This is a genomic window from Paraburkholderia sp. MM5384-R2 (assembly GCF_014201025.1).
Classification (GTDB): Bacteria; Pseudomonadota; Gammaproteobacteria; order Burkholderiales; family Burkholderiaceae; genus Paraburkholderia; species Paraburkholderia tuberum.
Window position 1 is genome coordinate 94764 of the sequence record NZ_JACHDI010000005.1, and the last position, 16335, is coordinate 111098.

The 16335-nt window shown below is 63.1% G+C and carries 12 protein-coding genes; 9 read left to right on the forward strand and 3 right to left on the reverse strand.

Annotated features, from left to right (window positions below; all coding sequences use genetic code 11):
• Positions 1 to 93: 93 nt before the first annotated feature.
• The gene (locus tag HDG37_RS10910) at positions 94 to 1008 is read right to left on the reverse strand and encodes a LysR family transcriptional regulator (protein ID WP_184046878.1); all 915 of its coding nucleotides are present in this window, start codon (positions 1006 to 1008) and stop codon (positions 94 to 96) included.
• A gap of 109 nt (positions 1009 to 1117) precedes the next feature.
• Between HDG37_RS10910 and HDG37_RS10915 the strand changes: the two genes are divergently transcribed.
• Complete coding sequence (locus HDG37_RS10915) at positions 1118 to 1759, forward strand: glutathione S-transferase family protein (protein WP_184046880.1); 642 nt, start codon at positions 1118 to 1120, stop codon at positions 1757 to 1759.
• 43 nt (positions 1760 to 1802) lie between these two features.
• Positions 1803 to 2786 (forward strand): pyridoxamine 5'-phosphate oxidase family protein, encoded by a 984-nt coding sequence (locus HDG37_RS10920; RefSeq protein WP_184046882.1) that lies wholly within the window; start codon positions 1803 to 1805, stop codon positions 2784 to 2786.
• A 43-nt stretch (positions 2787 to 2829) separates the two neighbouring features.
• Here the strand turns inward: HDG37_RS10920 and HDG37_RS10925 are convergent, their stop codons facing one another.
• Positions 2830 to 3234 (reverse strand): helix-turn-helix domain-containing protein, encoded by a 405-nt coding sequence (locus tag HDG37_RS10925; RefSeq protein WP_090809994.1) that lies wholly within the window; start codon positions 3232 to 3234, stop codon positions 2830 to 2832.
• A gap of 688 nt (positions 3235 to 3922) precedes the next feature.
• On the opposite strand from HDG37_RS10925, the gene HDG37_RS10930 reads away from it, so the two are divergent.
• The 6 genes from HDG37_RS10930 (at position 3923) to HDG37_RS10955 (ending at position 13906) form a co-directional block, all read left to right on the forward strand.
• The gene (locus HDG37_RS10930) at positions 3923 to 4345 is read left to right on the forward strand and encodes a hypothetical protein (RefSeq protein WP_184038385.1); all 423 of its coding nucleotides are present in this window, start codon (positions 3923 to 3925) and stop codon (positions 4343 to 4345) included.
• Between the two features lie 743 nt (positions 4346 to 5088).
• On the forward strand, positions 5089 to 5817 hold the full coding sequence (locus HDG37_RS10935; protein ID WP_184046884.1) for a hypothetical protein: 729 nt from the start codon (positions 5089 to 5091) through the stop codon (positions 5815 to 5817).
• Between the two features lie 362 nt (positions 5818 to 6179).
• Positions 6180 to 7646 (forward strand): amino acid permease, encoded by a 1467-nt coding sequence (locus HDG37_RS10940; protein ID WP_184046886.1) that lies wholly within the window; start codon positions 6180 to 6182, stop codon positions 7644 to 7646.
• Between the two features lie 368 nt (positions 7647 to 8014).
• The gene (locus HDG37_RS10945; protein ID WP_184046888.1) at positions 8015 to 9223 is read left to right on the forward strand and encodes an efflux RND transporter periplasmic adaptor subunit; all 1209 of its coding nucleotides are present in this window, start codon (positions 8015 to 8017) and stop codon (positions 9221 to 9223) included.
• Positions 9224 to 9234: 11 nt separating this feature from the next.
• Complete coding sequence (locus HDG37_RS10950; protein WP_184046890.1) at positions 9235 to 12432, forward strand: multidrug efflux RND transporter permease subunit; 3198 nt, start codon at positions 9235 to 9237, stop codon at positions 12430 to 12432.
• On the forward strand, positions 12425 to 13906 hold the full coding sequence (locus HDG37_RS10955; protein WP_184046892.1) for an efflux transporter outer membrane subunit: 1482 nt from the start codon (positions 12425 to 12427) through the stop codon (positions 13904 to 13906). Before HDG37_RS10950 ends, HDG37_RS10955 begins: the two co-directional genes overlap by 8 nt.
• A 63-nt stretch (positions 13907 to 13969) precedes the next feature.
• Here the strand turns inward: HDG37_RS10955 and HDG37_RS10960 are convergent, their stop codons facing one another.
• Entirely contained in the window at positions 13970 to 15388 is a 1419-nt protein-coding gene (locus tag HDG37_RS10960; protein WP_184046894.1) for a trypsin-like peptidase domain-containing protein, read from the reverse strand.
• 327 nt (positions 15389 to 15715) lie between these two features.
• On the opposite strand from HDG37_RS10960, the gene HDG37_RS10965 reads away from it, so the two are divergent.
• Complete coding sequence (locus HDG37_RS10965) at positions 15716 to 16237, forward strand: 2,4'-dihydroxyacetophenone dioxygenase family protein (protein ID WP_184046896.1); 522 nt, start codon at positions 15716 to 15718, stop codon at positions 16235 to 16237.
• The last annotated feature ends 98 nt before the right edge of the window (positions 16238 to 16335 follow it).

Consider the following 16335-nt stretch of genomic DNA (forward strand, 5'->3'; position numbering starts at 1 on the left):
GCGCATCGTCGCAGTAGAGCAAATCGGGCGATAACGCGGATAGAAGCTAACCGCCGTTGCGCTGGAATGGGAGCGCCAGGAGGATCTGCCGTGCTAATCCGCGGGCTCCGCCGCGAGCCTTCGCTTCAGCGTATCGATCAACGCGCGCACCTTCGCCGGCGGGTGACTCGTCGGCGGGAACACGGCCTGAATGCTCGCCGGTGCGCTCGCCCATTCGGGCAGCAGCCGGATCAGCCGTCCCGCCGCGACGTCGTCCGCGATCGAAAAATCCGTCAACAGACCGATGCCGCCGCCCGCGAGCGTCGCCGCGCGGCAGGCATCGGCCGTGTTGACGCGCAACGCGGACGCGCAGCGCACACTCGCGATCTTGCCGTCGACGTGCCGCAAATCGAGCGTCAACGGATGCGGCAGCACCGACAACGCGCAATAGGGCAGCGTCTCCAGCGCGGCCGGCGTGCCCGGCATGCCCCAGGTCCGCAGGAACTCCGGACTCGCGACGAGCCATTTGACGAAGCTGCCGAGCTTCACCGCGCGATAGTTGGAATCCGCGAGGCGACCAAGCCGGATTGCTACATCGATGCCATCGGCGATCAGATCGACGTAGCGGTCGCTGCTCAGCAGCTCGACGTCGAGCTGCGCATGCGTGCGGCGCAGTTCGACCAGCGCGGGCGCGACGACGAGCGTGCCGTAGTCGTTCGGCGCACTGACGCGCAGCGTGCCGCGCACCGGTGAGGTTTCCCCGCCGAGCGCGTTCAGCGCGTCCTCGGCGGCGCGCAGAATCTTCACGCTCGCCTCATAGAACGTGCGGCCCGCCTCGGTGACGCCGAGCCGCCGGGTGGTGCGCACCAGCAGGCTCGCGCCGACCTCCGCCTCGAGCCTCTGCATGTGCGTGCTGACCATCGTCTTCGCGAGCCCGAGCCGCGTCGCGGCGGCGCTCAGCGAGCCCGCGTCGATGACCGCGACGAAGATCGCGAGGCGGTTCAGGTTCACGTTGCGCACATCGGCCATGATCGATTGTCCATTCTCGCTTGACTGTGTTTCCCGGATTATCGGGCTTCCGCGCGACAGTGCCTACGCCGTATGCTGGGCGTGTCATTCAACGTATCCGGAGCCATCCATGCCCGCTGTCAGACCCGCCGAGCCTATCAAGCTGTATACGACGCTGCTTTCAGGCCACGGTCATCGCGTGAAGCTGTTTCTGACGCTGCTCGATCTGCGGTTCGAGGTCATCGAGTTGAACATGAAGGCGGGCGACAACCGCAAGCCCGAGTACCTCGCGCTGAACCCATTCGGTCAGGTGCCGACGATTCAGGACGGCGAGCTCACGCTGTTCGATTCGAACGCGATTCTGGTCTATCTGGCGAAGCGCTATGGCGACGCATCGTGGCTGCCGGGCGATCCGCGCGGCGCCGCGGCGGTGCAGCGCTGGCTGTCGCTCGCGGCTGGCCAGATCGCCTACGGGCCGTGCGCGGCGCGGCTCGTGACCGTGTTCGGCGCGCCGCTCGACCACGAACGTGCGAAGCAGATCGCCGTCAAGCTGTTCGACGTGATCGACGAGGAGCTTGCCGGTAAGCCGTTCGTGGCTGGCGCGCACGTCACGATCGCCGACATTGCCGCGCACACGTATATCGCTCACGCGCCCGAGGGCGGCGTGTCGTTGCAGCCGTATCCGAACATTCGCGCGTGGCTGCAGCGCGTGGAGGCACTGCCGCGTTTCATCGCGATGCCTTCGACGAAGGCGGGCTTGCTGGCGGCGTGATACGCGTTGACGGCTGCGTCAGATCTTGCAAAGGAGTCCGATCATGTCCGAGTTCGTCCCGTTGAATAACTGGGGAGGCGACGCGTCGCCGTTTCATGCCGGCGAGCAGGATGCGCAGCAGCGCGCGGGTGTGCGGGAGGTGGCCGAGTCGATGGGACGTCGGGGCATTCGCCGATTCATGCCTGAGCAGCATCGCGAGTTTTTTGCCGCGCAGCCGTTCGTCGTGATCGGCGGCGTCGATGCGAGCGCTCAGCCGTGGGCCACGCTGCGTGCGGGTGCGCCGGGTTTCGTCTCGTCACCGGATGCGCGGACACTGCGCATCGAAGGTGGCACGTTGGCTGGCGATCCGCTCGCCGCGGGTTGGCGCGAAGGCGCGCAGCTCGGTGCGCTGGGCATCGAGCCGCGTACGCGGCGGCGCAATCGGGCAAATGGCGTCGTCCGGTCCGTGGCAGGCGACACGTTGCAGGTTGAAGTCATGCAGAGCTTCGGCAATTGCCCGAAGTATATCCAGAGCCGCGCGCCGTCTTTCATCGAGCGGGAGGCGGCCGCGACGCGCGCGCAGCCCGAGATCGCCACGCTTCTGAGCAGTGCCGACCGCGAGTTGCTCGCGAGCGCGGACACCTTCTTTATCGCCAGCGCGAATCTGAGCGAGGAAGCGGGCCCGGGAAAGGGGATCGACGTTTCCCATCGCGGCGGTGCGCCGGGCTTCGTGCGCGTGGACGACGCAACTACGCTGACTACGCCCGACTACAGCGGCAACCGCTTTTTCAACACGATCGGCAACCTGGTGCACGATCCGCGCGCGGGTCTGCTGTTTATCGACTTCGCAACCGGCGATCTGCTTTGTCTGGCGGTGCGAGCAGAGATCATCTGGGACGGCGACGAACTCGCGGCATTTGCGGGCGCGCAGCGGCTCGTGCGGTTTCATGTGAGCGAAGTGCGGCGCAGTCGCGGCGCGTTGCCGTTCCAATGGTCGGAGGTCGAACTGGCGCCGCAGTTTCTGCCAAAGGTACGAGAAAGCGCCTGAGCCGATGCGCACGCGCGTGCTTTAGCTGGGTACGGCCGCCGTTTTACTGCGCATTCCGGCCGAGCCGATAAGACACGCCGAGTCTGGTGGCCAGTTGCCATACATAGACTCGCGAGTACGAAATGCCGAACTGACGGCTTATCAGCTCGCGCATGCGCGCATTGCTCCAGCCATCGGCGTCGAAGCCGTAGTCCCGCGGCGAGGCCCTCAGCGCCTGGGCCAACCAGTCCAGATCCGCCACCGCGAGTGCGGAATGGCGGCCACCGACGCTCATGTTTCTCAGCGCCTCGAGCCCGCCTTGCTCCAACAGCTTGCGATATCGCTCGACGGTGGTCTTGGCCATGCCCATCTGTCTCGCGACTTCGGCCGCAGCAACGCCGTCGAGCAGTTTCTTGCCCGCCGTGAGACGCCGTGCAACGGTCGGCAAATCGTCATTTGGTCGATGCATCGGAGAACTCCGCCGTTGGGCCGCTGACCGGACTGCAATCGGTTATGGGGTAGACAGTGAGGAGGGCGCGCCACCTACAGATAATCGAAAAGCCGCTCGCTGTGTCCAAAAGAATAAAAAATCAATCGCGTCTTTCCTCTGATAGAAAATCACGCAAGCCGCCCGTAAGGCGGTTACTCGATGTTTTCTTTCTAAAATCTTAAATATCTCTCTTGCGATTGAATTTAACGTTTGCTAACCTGACTGACGTGATTTTAAACAGTCGGCTCGCTCTGGCGGCCCGGATAGCGCCAGGCCGCATACGGCTTGACGTCGGGCGCTTTTAAGTGCGGGCAGCAGGTCGGAAGACTGAACCGTTTGAGTGCGCGGATTCCTGTTTTGCGAATGTAATTGGAATTTTTTCGATGCGGGGTGGCGATTCGCCGGAAAGCTGCGAAAAAGGTGCTGAAGATTGAAAATACTTCACGGCGTTTTCCAGCGGATTATATGTAAACGGGACATTCGCGCAGAGTGGCGTTGTGAAGCCCGAATCCAGTAACCACCCGCTTAATTTTAGCTGCGTCGTTCAATACCGGAAATATTTTATGCCGGGCAGTTTCCGACTCGATACGCATAACCGCGATAAAAGCTGACGGCGCTTTCATCGGTTGCCATTGGGCGCTTGCAAGCAGGCGGTAAGGAGAACAACATGAACATGGATAGGACCCGCGATATTGCCGCGATGCTACTGCGCGCCGCGAAACGCAAAAGACTCGTGACTTATCAGGAACTGCACGCGCTTTTCGGTCGCGACGAACCGTTGCAAAGCCGCTATCGCGCATTGGAGGACGCGGCGCGCTCACTGAGCGATTGCGCGTCGCTCGACTATGGCTGCCTGATGAGCCTCGACAACGGCCTGCCGGGCGATGACTTCTTTAATCGCTTCAGGCACGGCAGGCCGCGTGAGTACGAAAAGGTGATGGGCTTCGGATCGGCGGGACGCTCGATGACGAAGAAGCGACTGATTGCGGATGCCGAGCGTCTGCGCGTGTTCGAACATGCATCTCAGATCGCGGCAAGTGGGAGGGTGGCGAACACCTTGCGCCCGTACGCCACGTCGAAATGCACGTAGCCCATTCACAGTCGCTCAACGACGACACGCTCGCCGGTTGAGAGAAATGCGAAACGTCTCTAAGCCACAAGGCAATAGCCGACGATAAAAAATCCGCGCGAGCTGCGATAGCGGCATTGGGTTTCGCTACAAAGCTTATTCTCGTGGTGCGCAAAGCAGTATTCAACAGTTGTCTAATTTCGGCATGTCGCGTGCATAAATTAATCTGTACGCACGGCCGCGTCTTAATTCGTTATGGCTCTGATTGGGCCCGCCCATAAAAATTGGAATTGAATTGCCGCGCCAGTTTTGTTGGTCACTGAATCGGGCTGCACCCGGCGTCAGTTGTGGCAGGCGAAAGAGCCGCGGTTCGGACGATTCGCGATGGTCCACCGGGCATCGGTGTGCATCGCTTGTGGCGGAGGGCTGACACGCGGCACGCGCATCGACGGTGGCCGGTGCGATGCAGACTGGAAGCCTCTTCCGAAGAATCGACAATTTGACATAAGATAAATTATCAACATTTGACATGTTAGTCCAAAGTTCAGATGTCGTGCCTGGCCAAAGCTGAAGCGTCGCAGTCGCAGCATTTTCCAAATCGGCCCAACGAGATTTACAAAAGCTGTCAGAGAAATCCCCTTTAGATTTAATGATCGAGCTCAATCGCCTGAGGGCCTTATGTACGCTGGCGCACATTATGCCCGCCTCAGAGGGGATATTTTTCAATACGGTCGTAGAACAAAAAGCGAATGGAAATTTGGGCTATGGACACCCTGACAGACGTGCGTGGGCATACAGAGACTAAGCAGATTCGAATCGACAAAAGCGTCGCTTTGAGGTCTTTTGATGATGTGATTCCGCAGGTGTCGATCGTCGAAATCAACGAGTTCATCGACCACCTGTTTGGCACGACGGCACCGCGCTCGCAGTCGGGCGCAGAGATTGCGGAGATGCTGCGTCGCGGTCAGGCCTTTCGCGAACTCGAACAGTCGATCTGCGCGAATGCGCGCGCAATGGCTGCGAAGTTCGGTCAGACAAACTTGCCGACTGAGCCGTTCCACGTACTGCGCTGTGCGAGCAAGACTTCGTTGACCGAGAGCCACTGCCGCCACTACGACTCGCACTTGCTGACGCTGCTGATTCCGCTTCAGATCGCACCCGACGGAGTTCACAACGGCGACCTCGTGATGTACCGCAAGCCGCGCCTGTCCGTAACGACGCTGACCAACGTGATCTGCAAGATACGCCATGGCTTCCTGCACGGCCTGCCGCTCAGTTGGCGCAGCTGGCATACCTTGCATGATCTGCGTGTCGGCAACTGCAAGCGGATTCCGGTCAAGCCGGGCAGCGTCTATGAATTCAACGGCTTCGCACTTCAGCATGCGAACTTCGACGTACAGAACGGACAGCGGCGCACACTCCTCATTCATTACTACGACCCAGGCCACTCGCTCGGTCTGAGCAGCGTGCTGCGGCGCGGACGGATCGGCTGAGGTCCGCCCCGCAAGCCTGAAATTCGTCCACGTTTGCTTGCCGATTCCGCAATCGCACATCGTAAGTTTTCCTGAATCGAACCAGAGGCCTTGCTTTCGATCGCTATGCACAAATGCACCGCGGCCCGCGGCGCGCCCGGCGCTGCGCGCGCCAGCCATCGCACTGCCCTATCGCGCCGACAAAGCAAGCGGATTTCACTTTGCCCTTAATCCGGCATAGACTGAATTTTCCGTTAGACGCTTTCTCCGCACTTGCCGTGGCCATTGCCGTGCGCGGCGACGGATGTTTTTGTCGTGCTCCGCGAGCCGATGGCAGCCTAACCGGTTCGTGCCTGATCAACACTGAAAAGGGACGACTTATCATGGCCGATACCGGTTACATGGCACGCAAAACCGTTGCTGATATCGTCGCCAGCGCCGACGCCGAAGAAGGCCGTCACCTGGCGAAAACGCTGGGCGCGACGAGTATCACCGCGATGGGCATCGGCGCGATCATCGGCGCAGGCATCTTCGTGCTGACGGGGACCGCCGCCGCGCAGTTCGCGGGGCCGGCCATCACGCTGTCGTTCGTGCTGGGCGGCATCGCGTGCGCGTTCGTCGGCCTGTGCTATTCGGAGCTTGCGGCGATGCTGCCCGTGTGCGGGAGCAGCTACACGTACACGTATGCGACGCTCGGCGAGATCTTCGCGTGGATCATCGGCTGGGACCTGATCCTCGAGTACGCGATGGGCGCCGCGACCGTCGCGGTCGGTTGGTCCGGCTATATCGTGAGCCTGTTGCGCAACGTCGGCATCGACATTCCACCTACCCTCGCCGCCGCCCCCGGCACCGTCGTCAAACTGGCCGATGGCTCGACGGTCACCGGCGTGATCAACCTGCCGGCGGTGTTGATCATCGCGATCCTGACCACGTTGCTCGTGTTGGGGACCAAGGAGTCGGCACGGCTCAACAACGTGATGGTCGCGATCAAGCTGACCGTGGTGGTCGCGTTTATCGCCGTCGGCGTGTTTTTCATCAAGCCGGAACACTGGCATCCGTTCATTCCTGCCAATACCGGCCAGTTCGGCAGTTTCGGCATGAGCGGTATTCTGCGCGGCTCGGCCGTGGTGTTCTTCGCGTTCATCGGCTTCGATGCGGTGTCGACCGCCGCGCAGGAAGCGCGACAGCCGCAGCGCGACATGCCGATCGGCATTCTCGGCTCGCTGATCATCTGTACGGTGCTGTACATCCTCGTCGCCGGCGTGCTGACCGGCCTCGTTGCGTACCCCGAGCTGAACGTTCCTGATCCGATCGCCAAGGGCGTCGACGCGATCGGGCTCACGTGGTTCTCGATCCTGATCAAAATCGGCGCGTTGACGGGGCTGACCACCGTGATACTCGTGCTGCTCTATGGACAAAGCCGCATCTTCTTCACGATGTCGCAAGACGGTTTGTTGCCGCACTTTTTCTCGAGGGTCCATCTGCGTCTGCATACACCCTATCTGAGTCAGATCCTGATCGGCACCGTCGTCGCGATCGTCGCGGCGCTGACACCGATCGGCGTGCTCGGCGAGATGGTCAGCATCGGCACCCTGTTCGCGTTCGTCCTCGTGTGCGGCGCGGTGATCTATCTGCGGCGCAGCGACGCCGAGGCGACGCGTCCATTCCGGGCGCCCGGCGTCCCGGTCGTGCCAGTGCTCGGCATCCTGTTCTGCCTGCTGCTGATGGTGGGCTTGCCGCTCGTCACGTGGCTGCGGCTCGTCGTGTGGCTCGTGATCGGCATGACGATTTATCTGTCATACGGCCGCAACCATTCGGTGTTGCGGCATCCGGAGCGCAAACGTACGTGAGTGTGTGGCGACTCGGAATATTATTTTCAGTCGCATCGATTTCGATGACAATCGCATGCCTTTGAATTGCGGCAATTGCTGGATGGCAATTGACATGTAATTGACAATTGCCATTCAAGATCTCGTCTGCGAGCGGGAATCCCCCGCTCGTGACCGCTGCGTCCGCCGCCCGGTCCTTGCGAGTCCATTTCACTCGCGACCACCAAGAATAAATTGACAAGCCACCCAGACACGGTAGGATCAACAGAAATCTTTTCCCCGCATTAACGTACCCACACACGTTCTGAATAGTTAATTCGACCGCAAACCGTTAAAACCGTCACCGATCTCACGCGCAAAAAAGACTGCCTTGATCAAAGGAGTTTCTCTTGCTTTGCTCCGCACTCCGCCTGCGTAGTCGTGCCGTATCGCTTCTGATCACCGGTTTGCCGCTCCTGCTTGCCGCCTGCAACGACCGGTCGCAGACTCCCACCGCCGCGTCGATGCCACCGGTTCCCGTGCTGGTCGAAACGGTTTCCACCACCCCTGTTGCCGATATCGTCGAGTTGCCTGGCCGCATCGAGGCCGTGCGCACCGCCGAGATTCGCGCGCGCGTCGACGGCATCGTCCAGCGCACGCTCTATCAGGAAGGCACGGACCTGCCGGCCAACGCCCCACTCTTCCAGATCGACGCGAGCGACTATCGCGCGCAGTTGCAGCAGGCGCAGGCCGCGCTCACGCGCGCGACCGCCGTGCGCGACAACGCGGCGTCGGTGGTGGACCGGTTCAAGCCGCTCGTCGGCCGTCATGCAGTCAGCGCGCAGGAATACGACGCCGCGCTCGCGACCATGCAGCAGGCGCAGGCCAATGTCTCCGATGCGCAAGCTGCGGTCTCGCTTGCGCAATTGCGGCTCGATCGCTGCATCGTGCGCACGCCGATCGCCGGACGCGCGGGCCGCGCGCTCGTCACCGAAGGCGCGCTCGTCAGCGCGGGCGCCGCCACGCTGCTCACGCAGGTCAATCAACTGACGCCGATCAACGCGGTGTTCACGCAGTCGAATACCGCGATGCTCGACGTCGAGCAGCAGATCCAGTCGGGCGCGCGCAAGCCGACCAGCATGAAGCACGTCGAGGTGCAACTGATCCTTGCCAACGGCCAGGTCTACAACGAGCGCGGTTTTCTGGACTTCGCCGATCTCGTCGTCGATCCGTCGACCGGTACGCAGACGGTGCGCGCGCAGTTCGCGAATCCGGACCGCACGCTGTTGCCGGGGCAGTTCGTGCGCGGGCGCATCATCGCGGCGGGCAATGCGCAGGGCATCCGTATTCCCGAGCGCGCGGTGCAGCTCGACAACGGCATTGCAAGCGTTGCGTTGGTCGCCGACGACGGCACCGTGGTCCGCCGCAATATCGATCTCGGCGAACAGGGCGAAGGACTCTGGACCGTGCGCGACGGTCTGAAGCCCGGCGAGCGCCTGATCGTCGATGGCTGGCAGAAGGTGCAGCCCGGTCAACGGGTCGACGCGCGGCCCGCCCCTGATGCGTCGCCAGCGGCGCATTCGGCCGCGTCCTCCGCTCCCGCTTCGAGCGCGCACTGACGGGCTCGCCGATGAATCGATTCTTCGTCGCCCGGCCGGTCTTCGCGTGGGTCATCGCCCTTTTCATCGTGCTGTTCGGCTCGATCGCGCTCGCGCTGCTGCCGGTCGAGCAGTACCCCGACGTCGCTCCGCCGTCGCTCACCATCAGCGCGGTCTACAGCGGCGCGGACGCGAGCACGCTCGAGCGTACCGTCACGTCGATCGTCGAAGACGAGATGAACGGCATCGAGAATTTCCTGTACATGTCGTCGGTGAGCCGCTCGAACGGCACGATGCAGATCACCGTGGTGCTAAAGCCCGGCACCAATCTCGACATCGCGCGCACTCAGGTGCAGGACCGTCTGAGCCGCGTCGAACCGCGCCTGCCGCTCGAAGTCCGTCAGATCGGCTTGAGCGTGACGAAGGCGTCGTCGGGCTTTCTGATGCTGCTTGCACTGCAGGCGACCGACGGCACCACCGACGCCGTCGCGATGGGCAACTTCGCGTCGAACAACATCGTCAACGAGCTGCGCCGTATCGACGGCGTCGGCGACGTGCAGCTGTTCGGCTCGTCGTACGCGATGCGGATCTGGCTCGATCCGCGCAAGCTCGCGGGCTTTGGGCTGTCGGCCAGCGAGGTGTTGCAGGCGATCCAGGAGCAGAACAGCCAGACCGCCGGCGGCAGCCTCGGCGATCAGCCGATCGCGCCGGGCTCCGAGTTCACCGCGCAGATCGTCACGCAAAGCCGCTTCACGACGCCCGAGCAGTTCCGCGAAATCATCGTGCACGCGAATCCGGATGGCTCGACCGTGCGGGTGGGCGACGTCGCGCGCGTCGAGCTCGGCAACGACAGCTACGGCAACCGCCTGACCGTCAACGGCAAGGCGTCGGCCGGGATCGCGATCCAGCTCGCGAGCGGCGCGAACGCACTTGCAGTCGCCAACGCGGTGCGCCAGCGCATGGCCGAATTGCAGCCGATCTTCCCGCGCGGCGTCGTGTGGACCGTGCCGTTCGACACCACGCCGTTCATCACGACCTCGGTGCATGGCGTGATCCGCACGATGGTCGAGGCGCTGTTGCTCGTGACGGTCGTGGTGTTCCTGTTCCTGCAGGACTGGCGCGCGACCGTGATCCCGACGATCGTGGTGCCGATCGCGTTGATCGGCACGTGCGCGGGACTCTACCTGTTCGGGCTGTCGATCAACATTCTGTCGCTGTTCGGCATGGTGGTCGCGATCGGTATCCTCAACGACGACGCGATCGTCGTCGTCGAAAACGTCGCGCGCATCATGCGCGAGGAAGGGCTCGGCGCGCCGCGCGCAACGGTGAAGGCGATCGGGCAGATATCGGGCGCGGCGATCGCGAGTACGCTGGTGCTCGTCGCGGTGTTCATTCCGATGGCGTTTTTTCCGGGCTCGACGGGCGGCATCTACCGGCAGTTTTCGGTCACGCTCGCGGTGTCGATCCTGCTGTCGACGATGTTGGCGCTGACACTCGGCGCGGCGTTGTGCGCGGCGCTGTTGCGCAGCGAGGCGGCCGCCAAAGAGCGGCCGAAGAACGCGGCTTCGCGTCTGCTGCATCGCGTGTTCGACGGCTTCAATCGTGGGCTCGACGCGGGCACCACACGCTATATCGTGGGCGTCGATGCGATGCTGCGCTCGCCGCTGCGCTGGCTGCTGGTGTTCGTCGCGGCCTGCGCGATCACCGTGTTTTTCTTCACGCGGCTGCCGACCGGCTTTCTGCCGACCGAGGACCAGGGACATATCTTCATCACGTATACCGGCCCGCCGGGCTCGACCGACCAGCGCACGCAGCACGCGATCGACCAGGTCGAGGCGTTTCTGCGAACTCAGCCGCAAGTGCGCAACGTCGCGTCCGTGACGGGCTTCAGCTTCTTTGGCCAGGGGCAATCGGCGGCTCTGTCGTTCGTCGATCTGAAGCCGTGGGACGAGCGCTCGGGCGAGGCCAATTCGGCGAGCGCGCTGGTGCGTCGCGCGAATGCGGCGTTTCGGCAGATTCCCGAGGCGATCATTTTTGCGCTCGACCCGCCGCCGATTCCGTCGCTCGGCAACGCGACCGGCTTCACGATGAAGATCCAGGATCGCAGCGGCATCGGCGGCGAAGCGCTGCAACAGGCCGCGCGGCGGATGATGATCGAGGCGTCGCAAAGCCCCCTTCTCGCGGGTGTGCGCACCGAGGGCATGCCGGAAGCGCCGCAACTGTATGTCGAGATCGACCGCGTGAAGGCGCGCGCGTTAGGCCTGCAAATCGGTCAGGTCAACCAGGCGCTTGCGCTGACGTTCGGCTCGAACTACGTGAACGACTTCGTGTTCGAGGGCAACGTGCTGCGCGTGCTGTTGCAGGCGGACGCCGAGCAACGCATGCGTGCCGAGGACGTGACTTCGCTGCGCTTGCGCAATAACCGCGGCGAGATGGTGCCGTTCTCGGCGTTCACGCGCGTGCGCTGGATTTCCGGACCGCAGCAGCTCGAACGTTATAACGGCTTTCCATCCGCGACGCTGTCGGGTCAGGCCGCGCCCGGCCGCTCGAGCGGCGCGGCGATCGCCGAAATGGAGCGCATCGCGTCGCACGTGTTGACCGGCAACCTGACTTACGAATGGACCGGCACCGCGCTCGAGGAAAAACAGGCGAGCGGCCAGATCGGCATGCTGCTCGGGCTGTCGCTCGTGGTCGTGTTCCTGTTGCTCGCGGCGCTGTACGAGAGCTGGGCGATTCCGGTCGCGGTGTTGCTGATCATCCCGTTCGGCGTGATCGGCGCGGTACTGTTGACGATGCTGCGTGGACTGTCCGCGGACGTGTATTTCAACATCGGCCTCGTGACGATCATCGGCCTTGCCGCGAAGAACGCCATCCTCATCGTCGAATTTGCGATCAAGGAGGAATCCGAAGGAAGGGACGCGCTAGCCGCCGCCAAAAGCGGCGCACAGCAGCGTCTGCGCCCGATTCTGATGACGAGCGTCACGTTCGTGTTGGGCATGCTGCCGCTCGTGCTCGCGACCGGCGCGGGCGCGGCGAGCCGCCGCGCGGTCGGCACCGGCGTGATGGGCAGCATGCTGACCGCGACCATGTTCGGCGTCTTCTTTACGCCGCTGTTCTATGTCGCCGCGCGACGCTGGCTGAGCCGCAAGAAACGCAGCATCGATCTCGACGATGACGATCTGCCGACGGCCATGCCGCGCGATTCGGGTGGAGGGCAGCGCGATGCGTAAATGCCTTCATGTGCGCCTGGTGCTGCCCCTCTTCTGCTGCTCGCTCGCCGCCTGTAACTTTGCGCCGAACTATCAGCAGCCCCAATTGCCGATCGCGGATCGTTTCGACACGACGGAGACCGCCAATCCGGCGACCGCGCATCTGGCAAACGAAGTCGACTGGCAGACCTTCTTCGCCGATCCGCAACTGAAGCTGCTGATCGAGGCGGCGCTCGAGCACAACCGCGATCTCGCCGCGTCGATCGCGCACATCGAGCAGGCGCGCGCGTTTTATCGCATCCAGAACGCCGCGCGTTTGCCGCAGGTCAATGCGAACGCGGGTGCGACCCGCACCAGGGCGCCGCTCGGTTCGATCGATCCCGAGTTCGACAACACGGACATCTCGGTCCAGTTCAACCAGTACAACGTGCAGGCCGCGGTGACGTCGTTCGAACTCGACTTCTGGGGGCGCGTGCGCAACACCAGCGAAGCCGCGCGGCGTCGATATCTGGCCACCGTCGACGCGCAGCACGCGTTTCGTTTGTCGCTGATCGGCAATGTCGCGTCGAACTACTACGCGATCCGCTCGGGCGAGGAAGGCATCGAGCTTGCACAACGGACGCTCGACAGTCGGCGCTACGCGCTGGAAGTCGCGAAGATGCGGCTCGACGCGGGCGTCACGTCGATGGTCGATTACGACCAGGCGGTCATTCTGGTCACGCAGGCGCAGACGCAGTTGGCCGAGCTGCAACGGACCACCGCGCAGCAGCGCCATCTGCTCGAGGTGCTGATCGGCGGGCCCCTCAGCGGGCCGCTACCGCCGGCGCCGCCGATCGCCGACGCCGCGCAGTTCCGCGAGCTCGATGCGGGCCTGCCCTCCGCACTGCTGATCGACCGGCCGGACATCCAGCAGGCCGAGCAGCAACTGCGCGCAGCCAATGCCGACATCGGCGCCGCTCGCGCGGACTTCTTTCCACGCATCGCGCTGACGGGTAGCTTCGGATATGTGTCGCCCGAACTCGGCGATCTGTTCGTGCCGGCCAAGCAGGCGTGGTCGTTCGGCGCGCTGGTCGGCATGCCGATCTTCGATGCGGGACAGCGCCAGGCGCAACTATCGCAGGCGCGCGCGCGACGCGACGAACTGGTCGCCGATTATCAGCGCACGGTGCAGAACGCGTTTCGTGAAGTGTCCGACGCATTGGTCGCGCGACAACGCTACAAGGAACAGATCGCGGCGCAGGAACAGGCGGTGCAGGCGCAGCGGCAACTGGCCGAAACGGCGGAGCTGCGCTACGAAAATGGGATCTCGATCTATCTCGAGGTGGTCGATGCGCGACGCAATCAGTTTGCCGCCGAGCAGCAGCTGATCCAGCTTCGGGCGACGGCTTTGCAGAACGGGGTGTCGCTTTACGTCGCATTGGGGGGCGGGCCCGACGAGCCGCGGAACGTCTCGCAAAGCACGTCTCACGCTGAGGGGGGCCACCCGTCCAACTGAGGCACGCGCGCCACAGCAGCGCGTCGTGCCCGCCGCCGGCATTGCACCGGCGGATTCTACTCATCAGCCAAGCGTTACGTCGACCGATGCTTGTTCACCATCGCGCACCACGGTGACAGACACGCTGTCGTCCGCCTGAGCGATCATGCGGCGCAGTTGCTCGACGCCGTGAATCACCTTGCCGTCGACGGCAACAATGATGTCGCCCGCCTGAATGCCGGCTTCGGCGGCCGGACCGGTGGACTGCTGCACCACCACGCCGCCCGGCAGCTGCGCTTGCTGCTGTTCGTCCTGAGTCAGCGCACGCACGGCGACGCCGAGACGCGGACGGTTTTGCTGCTGCGGTTGTTCCTGCTGCTCTTCGCGTGGCGCGGCCGACGCCATGTCCGACGCTTGCTGCGCGCCCACCGTCACCGCCAGCTTGCTTTCGCCGCCGTTGCGCCACACGCTGATCGTCGCTTTGCTGCCCGGCGACAGTTGCGCGACCTGACCGATCAATTCGGTCGTGTTACCAATATGCTTGCCGTTCACGCCGACGATCACGTCGCCCTGGCGCAGACCGGCTGCGTGCGCGGGACCATTCGGATCGACCGAGCCGACCAGTGCGCCGCCCGTCGAGTCGAGGCCGAGCGCCTTGGCCTTGTCGGCGCTGAGCGGCTGCACGCCCACGCCGATGCGGCCGCGGCTCACGTGACCGGTACTCACGAGCTGGTCCTTCACGTGCATCGCCGCGTCGATCGGGATGGCGAACGACAGTCCCTGGAAGCCGCCGGTGCGCGAGTAGATCATCGAGTTGATGCCGATCACTTCGCCGTTCAGGTTGAACAGCGGACCGCCCGAGTTGCCCGGGTTGACCGGCACATCGGTCTGGATGAACGGGATCGGGCTATCGTCGGAGAACGAGCGCGATTTCGCGCTGATGATGCCCGAGGTCACCGTGCTGTCGAAGCCGTACGGCGAGCCGATCGCCACGACCCATTCGCCGACCTTGCTGCTGTCCGGGTTGCCGATTTTCACGGTCGGCAGATTGGTCGCGTCGATCTTGACGACGGCGACGTCGGTGGCCTTGTCCTTGCCGATCACGCGCGCGTGGAATTCGCGGCCGTCGGTGAGCTTCACGGTCACGCTGGTCGCGCCGTCGACGACGTGATTGTTGGTCAGGATGTACCCGTCCTGGCTGATGATGAAGCCCGAGCCGAGCGCTTCGCCGCCGCTCTTGCGTTGACCGTTCTCGTCGACCGACGCGGCTTGTTTCACGCCGATATGCACGACCGCCGGGCCATAGCGCGTCACGATGCTGGAGAAGTCCGGTGCCGACGAGCGCGAGCCGACGACATCCGCCGCCGCGTGCAGCGACGACGTCGATCCCTGCGCGTCGTTCACCGACGCATCGGCATTGCGATGGCTCAGCGCATACGCGCCGCCGATTGCGAGGACAGCGCAGATCGCGGCGCTACCGCGCCAATAGTTTTTGGTGGTCATAGTCAGGGAGTCTTGCGGAGGGTTACGTGGAGGATGCGTAATGTAGTGGCCTCCACTTAAAGCAGACTTAAAGATGGTGTTCGATCAGAATGCGCGCGCAGGCCTTGTTTTAGGCGCTTTTTTCGTGTCGTGCGGCTTTTATGAGATAGCAACACGTGCATCTTTCGCGCGGTTCGAGAACGAGTGCGGCGTCGCTTTATCGTGCCTCACCAGTAATTTCCCCAGGATTGACCCCGCCCAAAGCGGTTCGGATAATAACCATATCGTGGACTTTTTATCCACAATGTGGACATTGCTTTTTTCTGCGCACTTCGCGAGGAATTTCCCATGCCAGAGGCCAATCCATCCGACCTGACGCCGTACCAGCTATCGTTCCCGAAGGAAGCGCAAAAGGAAATCGTCGTGCCCTTCGCGATTCCGACCGACGAACGCGTGTGGGTCCCGCAGGCAGAAAACGTGTCGTTCCGCCCACTGTGCCTGAATGCGTCGCAGGGATACTGGATGAATCTGCTGCGCGTACGCCGCTCGGGTGTGTTGAGCCGGCATCGTCATCCGCAGGCCGTGCACGGCATGGTGCTCAAGGGCCGCTGGCGTTATCTCGAGCATGACTGGGTCGCGACCGAAGGCAGCTACGTGTACGAGCCGCCGGGCGAAACGCATACGTTATATGTGCCCGAGGACGTCGAGGAAATGATCACGTACTTCCAGGTCAACGGCGTGATGTTCTATTGCGATCCGTACGGGAACTACACCGGTTACGAAGACGTATTCACGAAGATCGACATGTGCCGCAAGCACTACGCGGCGGTGGGCCTCGGCGAAGACTACGTCGAGCAGTTCGTCCGTTAAAAGGCCGCGCAAGCCCCCAACAGAACCAACAGCCAGGACACCGCAATACCGACAGGCACGGCAACACCATTCCCACACAGCAGGACCCATTGCGCAGG